The following is a 14,111-nucleotide window of genomic DNA, read 5'->3' as shown; positions in this document are numbered from 1 at the left end:
GCAGTGTTCTGGAGCCCCGTCTTGTGATCGTCCGGGGCATTTTTTGTGTCTCGGAGCGGTTAGGTCGGTCGAACACAGACAAGCGCGACCGTCCGCCAGATGGCCGTGTGGTGCTAACCGAGGAGGATCCATCAGCACCGAACCCCGTATCAACGACCGGATTCGCGTTCCCGAGGTGCGACTTGTCGGTCCGAGCGGCGAGCAGGTCGGCATTGTTCCGCTTGCCAAGGCCCTGGAGCTTGCGCAGGAGTACGACCTCGACCTGGTCGAGGTTGCGGCGAGCGCGCGTCCGCCGGTCTGCAAGCTCATGGACTACGGGAAGTTCAAGTACGAGTCGGCCATGAAGGCCCGTGAGGCGCGCAAGAACCAGGCGCACACGGTCATCAAGGAGATGAAGCTCCGGCCGAAGATCGACCCGCACGACTATGACACCAAGAAGGGTCACGTCGTCCGGTTCCTCAAGCAGGGCGACAAGGTCAAGATCACGATCATGTTCCGTGGTCGCGAGCAGTCCCGGCCCGAACTGGGCTACCGACTGCTGCAGCGTCTCGCGACGGACGTGGAGGACCTCGGCTTCATCGAGTCGAATCCGAAGCAGGACGGCCGAAACATGATCATGGTTCTCGGCCCGCACAAGAAGAAGACCGAGGCGATGGCCGAGGCACGCCAGGCGCAGGAAGCCCGCAAGGCTGACGCGAAGGCGAACCCCGGCAAGTCGCAGAACGTCGCGGAGTCCGAGGACGGCGAGTTCGCCGAGGACGACGAGTTCACCGTGGACGACGAGGCTCCGGCCGAGGCGCCCGTGGAGGCTCCGGCCGAGGCGTGACCCCTGGGGACGCGAGTCCCCGGGACGTAACCGATACAACAGCGCGTCCCACCGTGCCCGGTTTCACGACCGGGCACCGGAACGCCACCGACGAGGAGAGAACGGCGCTATGCCGAAGAACAAGACGCACAGCGGTTCCAGCAAGCGCTTCAAGATCACCGGCTCCGGCAAGGTGCTCCGCGAGCGCGCCGGCAAGCGCCACTACCTCGAGCACAAGTCGTCCCGCGTGACGCGTCGCCTCACCGGCAACGCCGAGATGGCCCCGGGCGACGCCAAGAAGATCAAGAAGCTTCTCGGCAAGTGACGTACGCGGCGCTCGACCTGAGCGCCGCACGCCAGGACCGGGACCCCATCGATTCCGGGCCGTGTGAGTCCAACCACGGCCCCGCTACAAGGAGTTAACAAGTGGCACGCGTCAAGCGGGCAGTCAACGCCCACAAGAAGCGCCGGGCGATCCTCGAGGCCGCCAAGGGCTACCGCGGTCAGCGTTCGCGCCTGTACCGCAAGGCCAAGGAGCAGGTCACCCACTCCCTGGTCTACAACTACAACGACCGCAAGAAGCGCAAGGGCGACTTCCGTCGGCTGTGGATCCAGCGCATCAACGCCGCTGCCCGCGCCAACGGCATGACGTACAACCGCCTCATCCAGGGTCTGAACGCCGCCAACATCGAGGTGGACCGCAAGATCCTGGCCGAGCTGGCCGTCAACGACGCGCCCGCCTTCGCGGCGCTCGTCGAGGTCGCCCAGAAGGCCCTCCCGGCGGACGTGAACGCCCCCAAGGCCGCCTGACGCCGCGCCGGCGCTGTCGGCCGGATGTGACGTGACGGACCCGCAGGCTCACAGAGCCTGCGGGTCCGTCGTTTCCTGAACTCCCGAAGGTGACCCCGATGCCCACCGCCTCCCCCGAACCGATCTCCCCCCGCTCCCCTCGCGTCTCGGCCGCCCGACGGCTCGCCAAGCGGAACTTCCGGGGCAAGGAGCGGCTGTTCCTGGCCGAGGGACCGCAGGCCGTGCGCGAGGCGGCCGGGCACAAGGACACGCTCGTCGAACTGTTCGCCACGATCGAGGCCGCGGAGCGGTACGCCGACATCGTGGGGGAGGCCCGGGAGGCCGGGGCGCGGGTGCACCTCGCCGCCGAGGACGTCGTCGCCGACATCTCGACCACCGTCACCCCGCAGGGTCTCGTCGGGATCTGCCGGTTCGTCGACACCCCCTTCGAGGAGATCCTCGCCGCCCGGCCCAGGCTCGTCGCCGTCCTCGCCAACGTGCGGGACCCCGGGAACGCGGGCACCGTGCTCCGCTGCGCCGACGCCGCCGGTGCCGAGGCCGTCGTACTGACCGACGCCTCCGTCGACCTCTACAACCCCAAGGCCGTACGGGCCTCCGTGGGCTCCCTGTTCCACCTGCCCGTCGCCGTCGGGGTGCCGGTGGAGCAGGCCGTTCAGGGGCTGAGGGACGCCGGGGTGCGCATCCTCGCCGCCGACGGGGCCGGCACCGACGACCTCGACGACGAGCTCGACCGGGGGACCATGGGCGGGCCGACCGCGTGGGTGTTCGGGAACGAGGCGTGGGGGCTCCCGGAGGAGACCCGCGCGCTCGCGGACGCCGTGGTGCGCGTTCCGATCCACGGGAAGGCCGAAAGCCTGAACCTCGCCACCGCGGCCGCCGTATGTCTCTATGCGTCAGCCCGTGCACAGCGCGCCTCCGGAGGGTGCCGCTCCGTCACCGATAACCAGTAGGGTGACCAGCTCGGGGGCCCCTCAGACGCCTGAGAGGTGGGGTGCGGGGATGAGTGTCGGCACGAGGAGCGCGCAAGGCGTGTCCGAGGCCTGTACCGGTGGTCCCGCCGAGCTCGGCATCGATCCCGACCAGCTGCCCGACGGCCTCGTCGTCGCGGACGAGCAGGGCCGCGTGATCTGCTTCAACGCCGCCGCGGCCCGGATCACCGCACTTCCCGCCGAGGACGCCCTCGGACAGCGGCTGGAGAAGGCCCTCCCGTTAGAGGACCTGGAGGGGCGGCGCTGGTGGCAGCTGACCGACCCGTACGGCGGCCTCGCCATCCGCAGACGGCAGCCGGAGCGGAATCTGCTGCTGCCCGGCGGCCGTGAGGTCCTCGTCTCCGCCACCTATGTGCGCACCGAACCCACCGGACCCGTCCACCGCGTCGTCGTCAGCCTGCGTGACACCGAGGCCCGCCGCCGTACCGAACGCAGCCACGCCGAGCTGATCGCCATCGTGGCCCATGAGCTCAGGTCCCCGCTCACCTCCGTCAAGGGCTTCACCGCGACCCTCCTCGCCAAGTGGGAGAGGTTCACCGACGACCAGAAGCGGCTGATGCTGGAGACCGTCGACGCGGACGCCGACCGCGTCACCCGGCTCATCGCCGAACTGCTGGACATCTCCCGCATCGACTCCGGGCGCCTCGAACTCAGGCGCCAGCCCGTCGACATCGGCGCCGCCGTCGGACGCCACATCCAGGCCTACGTCGCCGCGGGCCTCGCCGCCGACCGGTTCCTGCTGCGTCTGGAGCAGCCGCTGCCCGCCCTGTGGGCCGATCCCGACAAGATCGACCAGGTGCTCAGCAACCTGCTGGAAAATGCCGTGCGGCACGGCGAGGGAACCGTCACTATCGACATCACGCCCACGGCGTCCCCCCGCGAGGGCGAGGACATCGGCACGTCGGTCACGGTGAGCGACGAGGGCCCCGGCATCCCGGAGGAGTCCATGAACCGCGTCTTCACCCGCTTCTGGCGGGGCAGCAAGCGCGGCGGCACCGGACTCGGGCTGTACATCGTCAAGGGCATCGTCGAAGCCCACGGCGGCACCATCACGGTCGGCCGCGCCCCGGGCGGCGGCGCCGAGTTCCGATTTACGTTGCCCGTGAGCGTTCCGGCCTATCTCACCTGAGATCCGCCCGAGCCGCCCGCGGGCGCATCCGTCCCCCTGAGGACCGCTCCGGATCGGGTACCGGACGCCGCACGCCGATCGGCGCCCGTTCCGGGAGCGGCCCTCGACCCCGTTAGACTCGGCCTTTGGCACCTTCGTGTCCCATGGACGGCCCTCCGACCTCTGAGCGAGTCGGTGACGGGGACCTTCAGCCAGCCAATCGGAAGCACGGGAAGAGATGTCGGCACCGAACAAGTCGTACGACCCTGTAGAGGTCGAGGCCCTGAAACCGGAAGAGATCGAGCGCATGCGGGACGAGGCGCTCGCCGCCTTCGCGGCCGCGGACTCGCTCGACGCGCTCCAGGAGGCCAAGGTCGCCCACACCGGCGGCACCTCGCCGCTGGCCCTCGCCAACCGCGAGATCGGCGCCCTGCCCCCGCACGCCAAGGCGGCCGCCGGCAAGCTCGTCGGCCAGGCCCGGGGCGCGGTCAGCAAGGGCCTCGCCGCTCGCCAGAGCGAGCTGGAGGCCGAGCGGGACACCCGAGTGCTGGTCGAGGAGGCGGTGGACGTCACACTGCCGTACGACCGGGTACCGGCCGGCGCCCGCCACCCGCTCACCACCCTCTCCGAGCGCATCGAGGACGTCTTCGTGGCCATGGGCTACGAGGTCGCCGAGGGCCCGCAGGTCGAGGCCGAGTGGTTCAACTTCGACGCGCTCAACATCGGCCCGGACCACCCGGCCCGCGGTGAGCAGGACACCTTCTTCGTGGCGGGCCCCGAGGGCGGCACCGAGTCCGGCGTCGTGCTGCGCACCCACACCTCGCCCGTGCAGATCCGCTCGCTGCTCTCCCGCGAGCTGCCGGTGTACGTGATCTGCCCCGGCGTCGTCTACCGCACCGACGAGCTGGACGCCACCCACACCCCGGTCTTCCGTCAGGTCGAGCTGTTGGCCATCGACGAGGGCCTCACCATGGCCGACCTCAAGGGCACCCTGGACCACATGGTCCAGTCCCTGTTCGGCGAGGGCATGACGACCCGGCTGCGCCCGAACTTCTTCCCCTTCACCGAGCCGTCCGCCGAGATGGACATGGAGTGCTACGTCTGCCGCGGCGAGTCCGTCGGCAACCCCGACCGCCCCTGCCGCACCTGCTCCTCCGAGGGCTGGATCGAGCTGGGCGGCTGCGGGATGGTCAACCCCAAGGTGCTCACCGCCTGCGGCGTGGACCCGGAGAAGTACAGCGGCTTCGCCTTCGGGTTCGGCATCGAGCGGATGCTGATGTTCCGCCACAACGTCGAGGACATGCGAGACATGGTCGAGGGTGACGTCCGGTTCACCCGGCCGTTCGGGATGGAGATCTGATGCGGGTCCCGCTTTCTTGGCTGCGGGAGTACGTCGACCTGCCGGCGACCGAAACCGGCCGTGACGTCCAGGCCAAGCTCGTTTCCGCGGGCCTCGAGGTCGAGACCGTCGAGCACCTCGGCGCCGACCTCAAGGGCCCCCTCGTCGTCGGCCGGGTGCTGACCATCGAGGAACTGACGGAGTTCAAGAAGCCGATCCGCTTCTGCACCGTCGACGTCGGCACCGCCAACGGCACCGGCGAGCCCCAGGAGATCGTCTGCGGCGCCCGCAACTTCGCCGTCGGCGACAAGGTCGTGGTGGTCCTCCCGGGCGCCGTCCTGCCCGGCAACTTCGCCATCGCCGCACGCAAGACCTACGGCAAGACGTCCCACGGCATGATCTGCTCCGGCGACGAGCTGGGCATGGGCGACGACGGCAGCCACGGCATCATCGTGCTACCCCCGGAGTCCGAGGTCGGCAAGGACGCCATCGAGCTCCTGGAACTGGTCGACGAGGTCCTGGACATCGCCGTCACCGCCAACCGCGGCGACTGCCTGTCCATCCGGGGCGTGGCCCGCGAGGTCGCCATCGCCTACGGCCTCCCGCTGAGCGACCCGGCCCTCCTCGACGTGCCCGGGCCGAACGCCTTCGGCTACCCGGTCCAGGTCTCCGACCCGTTCGGCTGCGACCGCTTCACCGCGCGCACCGTCACCGGTCTGAGCCCCGAGGCCCGCTCCCCGCTCTGGCTCCAGCGTCGGCTCCAGAAGGTCGGCATGCGCTCGATCTCGCTCGCCGTCGACGTCACCAACTACGTGATGACGGAGCTCGGCCAGCCCCTGCACGCCTACGACCGCACTCTGGTCCAGGGCTCCATCCGGGTCCGCCGGGCCGCCGAGGGCGAGCAGATCAAGACCCTCGACGGCGTGACGCGCAAGCTGCACGCCGAGGACCTGGTGATCGTGGACGACCGCGGGCCGATCGGCCTCGCCGGGGTCATGGGCGGCGCCAACACGGAGATCGCCGATCACGCGGAGGGTGAGGGCACCACCGACGTCGTCATCGAGGCCGCCCACTTCGACGCGGTCTCCATCGCCCGTACGGCCCGTCGCCACAAGCTCTCCTCCGAGGCGTCCCGGCGCTTCGAGCGCGGTGTCGACCCGCAGGCCGCCGCCGCTGCAGCCCAGCGCACGGTCGACCTGCTGGTGCTGCTCGCGGGCGGCACTGCCGAGGCCGGTGTCACCGAGGTCGTCGCCCCGTCCGCCCCGCACACCATCAGCATCCCGGCGGACCACCCCGACAAGGTCGCGGGTGTCTCCTACGGCCGCGAGACCGTCGTACGGCGTCTGCAGGAGGTCGGCTGCGACGTGTACGGACAGGACGAGCTGATCGTCACCGTGCCGTCCTGGCGTCCCGACCTCCAGGAGATCAACGACCTGGCCGAAGAGGTCATCCGGCTGGAGGGCTACGAGAACCTGCCCTCCACGCTGCCCAGGCCGCCCGCAGGCCGTGGCCTGACCCGGCGCCAGCGGCTGCATCGCCGGGCGGGCCGGGTGCTGGCCGGTGCCGGGTACGTCGAGGCGCCGAGCTACCCCTTCGTCTCCGAGCAGGTCTTCGACCAGCTGGGCCTCGCGGCCGACGACCCGGCCCGCCGGGTCGTGAAGCTGACGAACCCGCTGAACGACGAGGAGCCCGCGCTCCGTACGTCGCTGCTGCCGGGTCTGCTCGGTGCGCTGCGGCGCAACAACGGCCGGGGCTCGCACGATCTGGCGCTGTTCGAGACCGGGCTGGTCTTCCTGCCGCGCGAGGAGCAGCGCGTCGCCACGGTGCTGCCCGTCGACCGGCGTCCCACGGACGAGGAGATCGCCGAACTGGACGCCGCGCTGCCGGAGCAGCCGCGCCATGTCGCCGCCGTGCTCGCCGGCGCGCGTGAGCAGGCCGGCTGGTGGGGCGCCGGCCGTCCGGCCGGGTGGGCCGACGCCGTCGAGGCCGGACGCCTGGTCGCGCGTGAGGCCGGGGCCGAACTGGTCGTGCGGGGCGGCCGGTACGGGCCGTGGCACCCGGGGCGCTGCGCCGAGTTCGTGGTCGGTGACACCGTCGTGGGGCACGCCGGTGAGCTGCATCCGCGGGTGGTGAAGGCGTTCGGGCTGCCTGCGCGTACCTGCGCGATGGAGCTGGACCTCGACCTGCTGGAGCGGGTCGGCGACGACACTCCGCAGGCGCCGAGCATCTCGACGTTCCCGGTGGCCACGCAGGATGTCGCGCTGGTCGTCTCCGGTGAGGTTCCGCATGCCGATGTGGAGGCCGCGCTGCGGGAAGGCGCGGGCGAACTGCTCGAGGGCATCCGGCTGTTCGACGTGTACGAGAACGCTGCGCAGCTGGGCGAGGGCAGGAAGTCGCTGGCGTACGCGCTGCGGTTCCGCGCGGGTGACCGGACGCTGACGGTCGATGAGGCGTCCGCGGCTCGGGATGCGGCTGTTGCCCTTGCGGGCGAGCGGACCGGGGCCGTACTGAGGGCCTAGTCGCCGTGGGGCCGCGGGTGCGTCGTGGCTTGTCGCGCAGTTCCCCGCGCCCCTGGGGGTGTGGGGCTGCGCCTGCACACCCCCATATCCGGTCACCTCACTCGATAGGGTGAGTTCTACCGGCGATCTGGCCCTTTTGGCCCATGCGGTCGACACAATCGGACCGGCCTTTCGAGGCCGGTCCGATTGCGTGTGCAGGGCCTGGTTGGGGGCCATCGGCATGATGTGCATCAAGGCTGCGGTCCCCCGGGTGGGGTCGCTGCGCCGTGTGCTGGTGACGGGGCTGCCCACCATGTGGGGCGCTGTCGCCGTCACCTACAAGTTGACCTGCCCGCTCGCGCAGCAGGACGCGCTGGGCGCGCGGGTCGTCACCAGTGCCGTGTTCTTCGCGGTGGGCACCGGACTGATCATCCATGTCCGGCATGCCCTGCTGCGCGAACTGCGGCAGGCCCGCCGGGTCGCCGGCCTCGCCCAGAGGGTGCTGCTGCGGCCGCTGCCCCCGCGCATCGACGGGCTGGCCGTCGCCGCGGCCCAGCTCTCCGCCGACCGGGGCGCAGTCATCGGCGGTGACCTGTACGAGGCCGTCGCCACGGAGCACGGCGTCCGGGTCGTCATGGGGGACGTCCGAGGACACGGACTGGCCGCCATCGGTACGGCCGCCGCCGTCCTCGGCAGCTTCCGCGAGGCCGTGCACGACGAGCCCGAACTCGGCGGGGTGCTGCGCAGACTGGACCGCGCGCTGGGCCGTCACCTCAGAGAGCTGCACCGCGCCGAACACCCCGCCGCCGGACCGGAACCTGACGGTTCGGTCGCCGAGGAGTTCGTCACCGTACTGCTCCTGGAGATCGGCAGGGACGGCGAGATGCGCGCCCTGAACTGCGGCCATCCCTGGCCGTACCTGATCAGTGGCGCGGTGGTCGAGCCTCTTTCGGGCGCGGATCCCCTGCCGCCGCTGGGCCCGTTCCCGCTGCCCGGCGATCTGTCGGGGCTGCGGTGCGGCCCGCTGCGGCCGGGCGAGACCCTGGTTCTGCACACGGACGGCGCGGAGGACGCGAGGGACGCGCGTGGCCGGTTCTTCTCCCTGACAAAGGCGCTCCAGGAGGCCGTGGGCGCCCCGCCCCAGGCGGTGTTGGGCGCGGTCTTCACGGCACTGCTGAACCACACGGGAGACACACCGAAGGACGACGTCGCCTTACTGGCGCTTCGCAACGACCGTCAGCACATACACCCCGCAGGCGCGCGGGGAACCGCGCGACAAACCGCGACGCACCCGCAGCCGACCAGGCACCTGTGACCGCACATCGGCGCACGGGACGCCATCGACACGTGCCGTCGCCGTCCGCCGAGCCACGGAGTGTCGGGCAGGCGGCACGGCGGACGGCGCGGATACGGGCCGCCGCACTGTACGAGGGGGAGCCGGCGGCCCGGCCGGCCTCTTGCGAGGCATTTCAGTCAACCGGCTGGAAACTCTCCGCAACAGCGCGCACACCCTGCGGATTTGAGCACTCCGTTCACACCCCGTGTGAGCCCGCACGCACTACTCTGTCCGCACCGAGCCACCCGGGGGGCATATATGCAGCCCAATACTCTGCTCGACGCGATCCTCGACGAAGCCGGGATCTCGCACGCGGGGCTTGCCGCACATGTGAATCAGGCCGGGAGGGCACGCGGCCTCGCGCTTAGGTACGAACACACCGCCGTGGCACGGTGGTTGAAGGGCCAGCGCCCCCGAGGTCAGGTCCCCGACCTGATGTGCGAGGTGCTCGCGGGCCGGCTCCGACGCCCCGTCACCCTCGACGACATCGGCCTCGGCGTGCCCGGCGAACCGTCCGTCCCGCACGGCACCTCCCTGTCCGGTTTCGTCGAGCGGGCCACCGCCCTGTGGCGCTCCGACGAACAGCAGCGCCCGCACATCCTGGGCGCCCCCGCGGTCACCGGCACACCCGCCGTCATGCCCGTGTGGGAGTGGGAGAACCCGCCGGAGGACGTCGACGTGTCGCGCGGCGGCCGGCACCGGGTCACCGCGGCCGACCTCGAGATGCTGCGCTCGGCCCGCACCCACTACGAGCAGATGTACCGCAAGGCCGGCGGCATCGCGACCCGCGCCCGGATCGTCGGCTTCCTCAACGCCGAGGCCGCCCCACTGCTGCGCGGCAGCTACACCGACGAGACGGGCCGTCAACTGCACCGCGCCACCGGCGGACTCGTCGCGGTCGCCGGCATCTGCGCCTACGACTCCGACGCGCACGGCCTGGCTCAGCGCTACTTCCACCAGGCGCTGCGGCTCGCCAAGGCCAGCGGCGACCGGGGACTCGGCGCGTACGTCATCGCGCTGCTCGTCAACCAGTCCCTGTTCATGCGGGAGTACCGCCAGGCCGTCGCCTTCGCCGAGGCCGCGCTGCGCGCCGCGGGCAAGCACATCACCCCGGCGCTCGCCTGCGACCTCTACGCGATGCAGGCCAAGGCGTACGCCCACCTCGGCGACGGCACGACCGCCATGTCCTGCATCAGGCGGGCCGAGCAGGCCGCCGAACGCATCCGGCGCGGATACGAGCCGGACGAGACCGGCTATGTCCAGCCGGGCCTCGTCAACGTCCAGGTGGCGGAGGCGCTCCTCAGCCTCGGCGAACTCGCCGCCGCGGCCGCGCATGCAGCGGCCGCCGTGGGCAACCCGGCCCACGACCGCGGCCGGGTGCACCGGCTCGCCATGCTCAGCACGATCGAACTGCGCCAGGGCAACGCCGACAAGGCGGTGGCCACCGCCGTGCAGATGGCGGAGCAGGCGCGGGGAATGGAGTCGCAGCGCCTGCGCGACAGGCTCAGAGCGGTTCGCGAGCATCTGCTCCGGAGCGGCTGCGCGGGAACGGCCGAGGCAGCCGAACTGATCGACGGGGCGCTGCGCGTACCGATGTAGGCCGGCACGAGACCCCCGACCTCATAGTCCCTGCTGCGATATTGCCACTTACTCGACGGAAGGTGGCAGAACCGTGCAGTGGACGAAACAGAACGAACAAACTGTGTATGAAAACCGCTGGTTCAGCGTCAATCTCGCCGATGTCGAGCTGCCGGACGGCCGGCACCTCGACCACTTCCTGATACGGCTGAGGCCGGTCGCCGTCGCCACGGTGGTGAACGGGGCGGGCGAGGTCCTCCTGTTGTGGCGCCACCGCTTCATCACCGACAGCTGGGGCTGGGAACTCGCCGCGGGTGTGGTCGAGGACGGCGAGGACATCGCCGTCGCGGCCGCCAGGGAACTCGAGGAAGAGACCGGCTGGCGGCCGGGGCCGCTCCAGCACCTCATGAGCGTGGAGCCCTCCAACGGGCTCACCGACGCCCGGCACCACATCTACTGGGCCGACGAGGGCGAGTACATCGGGCACCCTGTGGACGACTTCGAATCAGACCGCCGGGAATGGGTCCCCCTGAAGCTCGTTCCCGACATGGTCGCCCGTGGGGAGGTCCCGGCCGCCAACATGGCGGCCGCGCTACTGCTGTTGCACCATCTGAGGCTCGGTCAGGACACCCTGCCCTGATCCCCACCCGGATGTCCCGGAGCCTCAGTGTCCCAGGGTCTGCCAGATCGCCACCACGAGCGCGCCCACGGCAGTGATCACCGAGATCGCGGGCAGTGGCCAACGGGCGTGCTCCAGGGCGATGAGTCGTGCGCTCAGATCGTCGATCTCCTTGTCCGTCTCCTCCGTACGATGACTCAGCAGAGCCAGTCCGCCCTCGACGCGTGCGTACGCGACATCGAGGCGTCGTCGTAACTCTGCGAGTTCTCCATGGATCACGGGATGCTCCGGGTCGGCGGTCACGAGTTCGCTCCTTTCCGTAGTCGTCACATCCCTTGCATGCGCATGAAGAGTCAACTCGCCTGGTGGGCGCAGAGGGAGAGTGTGCGACAGGCATATGCGGGCCCGGGGCGCACACGGTGTGTGAATGACACGGGCCCGGCGCTCGAAAAGCGCCGGGCCCGCCATGGTCGCACTGTGTCATCAGCACCCTGGAACGGGCACTGTGCAATCTGCTGTGAGCCGTGCTCAGTTGTACGTGTAGAAACCCGACCCGGACTTGCGGCCCAGCCGGCCCGCGTCGACCATGCGCTGGAGCAGCGGGGGAGCGGCGTACAGGGGCTCCTTGTACTCCTCGTACATCGAGAAGGCGACCGAGGCGACGGTGTCGAGGCCGATCAGGTCGGACAGCTTCAGCGGGCCCATCGGGTGGGCGCAGCCGAGTTCCATGCCGTTGTCGATGTCCTCGCGGCTGGCGATGCCCGACTCGAACATCCGGATCGCGGACAGGAGATACGGGATCAGCAGCGCGTTGACCACGAAGCCCGAGCGGTCCTGGGCGCGGATCGCGTGCTTGCCGAGCAGCTTCTCGGCGAACGCCTGGGCGCGGGCCAGCGTGCCCTCGGAGGTGGTGAGCGCCGGGATCAGCTCGACGAGCTTCTGCACCGGGGCCGGGTTGAAGAAGTGGATGCCGACGACCTGGTCGGGCCGCGAGGTGGCGACCGCCAGCCGCACCAGCGGGATGGAGGAGGTGTTGGAGGCCAGGATCGCGTCCGGGCGGGTCACCACCTGGTCCAGCACCTGGAAGATCTCGGTCTTGACCTGCTCGTTCTCGACGACGGCCTCGATGACCAGGTCGCGGTCCGCGAACTCGCCGAGGTCGGTGGTGAAGCTGAGGCGCGCCTGCGTCGCCGTCAGCTCGTCCGCCGAGATCTTGCCGCGCTCGGCGGCCTTGGCCAGGGAGTTGAGCAGCCGGGTGCGGCCGAACTCCAGGGCCTCGCCGGTGGTCTCGGCGACCTTCACGTCCAGACCGGCGCGGGCGCACACCTCGGCGATGCCCGCCCCCATCTGGCCGCAGCCCACCACTCCGACGCGCGCGATGTCTCCCGCCGGGAAGTCCGTCACATCGTCCCTTTCACTGGTCTTCGCCTCGTGGCAGGTCGGCCGTGGTCCGGTTCCTGCTCCGTTCGTGCACGTTACTCCCAAGTATCGATGATCGATCACCGGGGTCCGTCATCCGTCGGGCATCCTGGGCCGCGGAGAGGATCCGTGACCGAGCGGATCCATGGTGTGGGGGGAGTGTGCACATGGGACGTCTGTCGCGTCGGGCCTTCGCGCTGGCGGCGCTGTCGACCCTGACCACGGCCTCGGAGGCGGCGGCGACGCCGTGGCATCCGAGGCGGGCGGCGCCGGAGATGCGGGGGGTGTGGCTCGCCACCGTGTCCAACCGGGACTGGCCGTCGAAGGCGGGACTGACCGCGGCACAGCAGCGCGCGGAGCTGATCGCCCACCTCGACCGGGCGGTGGCGGACCGCCTGAACGCGGTGATCTTCCAGGTACGGCCCACCGCCGACGCCCTGTGGCCCTCGCCGTACGAGCCCTGGTCGCAGTACCTCACCGGCACCCAGGGCAAGAACCCCGGCTGGGACCCGCTCGGCACGGCGGTCGCCGAGGCGCACCGCAGGGGCCTGCAACTGCACGCCTGGTTCAACCCGTACCGCATCGCCAACCACACGGATCCGGCGAAGCTGGTCGCCTCCCACCCCGCGCGCAGACACCCGGACTGGGTGGTGCCGTACGGCGGGAAGCTGTACTACAACCCCGGGCTGCCCCAGGTGCGGGCCTTCGTCGAGAACGCGATCCTCGACGCGGTGCACAGGTACCCGGTGGACGCGGTCCACTTCGACGACTACTTCTACCCGTACCCGGTGGCCGGCCAGACCTTCGACGACGACGCGGCCTATGACCGGTACGGCGGGGACTACGCGAACCGCGCCGACTGGCGGCGGAACAACATCGACCAGCTGGTCCTGGAGACCGCGGCCCGCATCAGGCAGGTCCGGCCCGGCACCCGGTTCGGCATCAGCCCCTTCGGGGTGTGGCGCAACGCCGCCACCGACCCGCTCGGCTCGGACACCCGCGCGGGAGTGCAGTCCTACGACGACAACTTCGCGGACACCCGCAAGTGGGTGCGCGAGGGCTGGATCGACTACATCGTGCCGCAGCTCTACTGGAACATCGGCTTCGCCGCCGCCGACTACGCCGAGCTGGTGCCCTGGTGGGCCGAGCAGGCGCAGGGCAGCAGGACCAAGCTGTACCTGGGCGAAGCCCTGTACAAGGCGGGGGACCCGGCGCAGCCCGCGGCCTGGCGGGACCCCGCCGAACTGTCGCGGCACCTCACGCTCGCGCGCGGGTACAAGCAGGCGCGCGGCCATGTCTTCTTCGCCGCCCGCGAGGTCGCCTCCGATCCGATCGGGGCCATGGCACGGGTGGTCGCCGACCACTATCAGAAGCCGGCGACCGCGCCGCGCTGAGTCACCGGCCGGTCTGCTGGTGCCGGATCTCGGTGTCGGGGCCGGGTGAGCAGACGCCCTCGTGCCCGTCCTCGAAGCGGACGCGGTACGGGGGATCGCCTGCCTGGCCCATCACTTCGACGATCTCGCCGACCTTGTCCTGCTGTCCGACCACCCTGCCGTGCTGGACAAGCTGGTCGCCCACGGTTGCGCGCATCAGCGGTGCCTCCTCACCAA

13 protein-coding genes and 1 pseudogene are annotated in these 14,111 nt (G+C 70.6%); 11 read left to right on the top strand and 3 right to left on the bottom strand.

All coding sequences use genetic code 11. The annotated features are described in order from the left end of the window. Positions 1 to 105: 105 nt before the first annotated feature. The 10 genes and pseudogenes from infC to OHT57_RS10005 all read left to right on the top strand — a co-directional run bounded on the left by infC (position 106) and on the right by OHT57_RS10005 (position 11,103). Positions 106 to 826: pseudogene (infC, locus tag OHT57_RS10050) on the top strand (translation initiation factor IF-3). Positions 827 to 935: 109 nt separating this feature from the next. Then, positions 936 to 1,130, top strand: coding sequence for a 50S ribosomal protein L35 (gene rpmI / locus OHT57_RS10045; protein ID WP_328745753.1), 195 nt, complete (start codon positions 936 to 938; stop codon positions 1,128 to 1,130). A 101-nt stretch (positions 1,131 to 1,231) separates the two neighbouring features. Then, positions 1,232 to 1,615: a 50S ribosomal protein L20 gene (rplT, locus tag OHT57_RS10040; protein WP_328745752.1), complete on the top strand. Its 384-nt coding sequence runs from the start codon at positions 1,232 to 1,234 to the stop codon at positions 1,613 to 1,615. Positions 1,616 to 1,713: 98 nt separating this feature from the next. After that, a complete protein-coding gene (locus OHT57_RS10035; protein WP_328745751.1) occupies positions 1,714 to 2,565 on the top strand; it encodes a TrmH family RNA methyltransferase in 852 nt (283 codons plus the stop codon). Positions 2,566 to 2,614: 49 nt separating this feature from the next. Next, on the top strand, positions 2,615 to 3,733 hold the full coding sequence (locus OHT57_RS10030) for a sensor histidine kinase (RefSeq protein ID WP_328745749.1): 1,119 nt from the start codon (positions 2,615 to 2,617) through the stop codon (positions 3,731 to 3,733). Positions 3,734 to 3,950: 217 nt separating this feature from the next. Beyond that, on the top strand, positions 3,951 to 5,072 hold the full coding sequence (gene pheS, locus OHT57_RS10025; RefSeq protein WP_328745748.1) for a phenylalanine--tRNA ligase subunit alpha: 1,122 nt from the start codon (positions 3,951 to 3,953) through the stop codon (positions 5,070 to 5,072). Then, positions 5,072 to 7,570 (top strand): phenylalanine--tRNA ligase subunit beta, encoded by a 2,499-nt coding sequence (pheT, locus tag OHT57_RS10020; protein ID WP_328745747.1) that lies wholly within the window; start codon positions 5,072 to 5,074, stop codon positions 7,568 to 7,570. Before pheS ends, pheT begins: the two co-directional genes overlap by 1 nt. Before the next feature lie 220 nt (positions 7,571 to 7,790). Further along, positions 7,791 to 8,864, top strand: a complete 1,074-nt coding sequence (locus OHT57_RS10015; protein ID WP_328745746.1) for a PP2C family protein-serine/threonine phosphatase — start codon at positions 7,791 to 7,793, stop codon at positions 8,862 to 8,864. A gap of 279 nt (positions 8,865 to 9,143) precedes the next feature. Next, complete coding sequence (locus OHT57_RS10010) at positions 9,144 to 10,484, top strand: transcriptional regulator (RefSeq protein ID WP_328745745.1); 1,341 nt, start codon at positions 9,144 to 9,146, stop codon at positions 10,482 to 10,484. 73 nt (positions 10,485 to 10,557) lie between these two features. Further along, on the top strand, positions 10,558 to 11,103 hold the full coding sequence (locus tag OHT57_RS10005; RefSeq protein ID WP_328745744.1) for an NUDIX hydrolase: 546 nt from the start codon (positions 10,558 to 10,560) through the stop codon (positions 11,101 to 11,103). Between the two features lie 24 nt (positions 11,104 to 11,127). On the opposite strand, the gene OHT57_RS10000 is transcribed toward OHT57_RS10005, so the two are convergent. Both OHT57_RS10000 and OHT57_RS09995 read right to left on the bottom strand, forming a co-directional pair. Further along, positions 11,128 to 11,385, bottom strand: a complete 258-nt coding sequence (locus OHT57_RS10000) for a hypothetical protein (protein WP_328745742.1) — start codon at positions 11,383 to 11,385, stop codon at positions 11,128 to 11,130. A 225-nt stretch (positions 11,386 to 11,610) separates the two neighbouring features. Next, complete coding sequence (locus OHT57_RS09995) at positions 11,611 to 12,486, bottom strand: 3-hydroxybutyryl-CoA dehydrogenase (RefSeq protein ID WP_328745741.1); 876 nt, start codon at positions 12,484 to 12,486, stop codon at positions 11,611 to 11,613. Between the two features lie 182 nt (positions 12,487 to 12,668). On the opposite strand from OHT57_RS09995, the gene OHT57_RS09990 reads away from it, so the two are divergent. Further along, positions 12,669 to 13,895 (top strand): glycoside hydrolase family 10 protein, encoded by a 1,227-nt coding sequence (locus OHT57_RS09990; RefSeq protein WP_328745740.1) that lies wholly within the window; start codon positions 12,669 to 12,671, stop codon positions 13,893 to 13,895. Between the two features lies 1 nt (position 13,896). Here the strand turns inward: OHT57_RS09990 and OHT57_RS09985 are convergent, their stop codons facing one another. Beyond that, positions 13,897 to 14,091 carry a DUF1918 domain-containing protein gene (locus OHT57_RS09985; RefSeq protein ID WP_328745739.1) on the bottom strand — a complete coding sequence of 65 codons (195 nt, stop codon included), beginning with the start codon at positions 14,089 to 14,091 and terminating at the stop codon, positions 13,897 to 13,899. Between the last annotated feature and the right edge of the window lie 20 nt (positions 14,092 to 14,111).

Source organism: Streptomyces sp. NBC_00285, from assembly GCF_036174265.1.
In the GTDB taxonomy this organism is placed as follows: domain Bacteria; phylum Actinomycetota; class Actinomycetes; order Streptomycetales; family Streptomycetaceae; genus Streptomyces.
Note: the sequence above shows the minus strand (reverse complement) of the source record. Positions and strands in the feature narration are given on the sequence as shown.

Coding starts and splice junctions, on each gene's coding strand:
- rpmI (WP_328745753.1), top strand. CDS start 936: ATGCCGAAGAACAAGACGCACAGCGGTTCCAGCAAGCGCTTCAAGATC.
- OHT57_RS10035 (WP_328745751.1), top strand. CDS start 1,714: ATGCCCACCGCCTCCCCCGAACCGATCTCCCCCCGCTCCCCTCGCGTC.
- OHT57_RS10030 (WP_328745749.1), top strand. CDS start 2,615: ATGAGTGTCGGCACGAGGAGCGCGCAAGGCGTGTCCGAGGCCTGTACC.
- pheS (WP_328745748.1), top strand. CDS start 3,951: ATGTCGGCACCGAACAAGTCGTACGACCCTGTAGAGGTCGAGGCCCTG.
- pheT (WP_328745747.1), top strand. CDS start 5,072: ATGCGGGTCCCGCTTTCTTGGCTGCGGGAGTACGTCGACCTGCCGGCG.
- OHT57_RS10015 (WP_328745746.1), top strand. CDS start 7,791: ATGATGTGCATCAAGGCTGCGGTCCCCCGGGTGGGGTCGCTGCGCCGT.
- OHT57_RS10010 (WP_328745745.1), top strand. CDS start 9,144: ATGCAGCCCAATACTCTGCTCGACGCGATCCTCGACGAAGCCGGGATC.
- OHT57_RS09990 (WP_328745740.1), top strand. CDS start 12,669: ATGGGACGTCTGTCGCGTCGGGCCTTCGCGCTGGCGGCGCTGTCGACC.
- OHT57_RS09985 (WP_328745739.1), bottom strand. CDS start 14,091: ATGCGCGCAACCGTGGGCGACCAGCTTGTCCAGCACGGCAGGGTGGTC.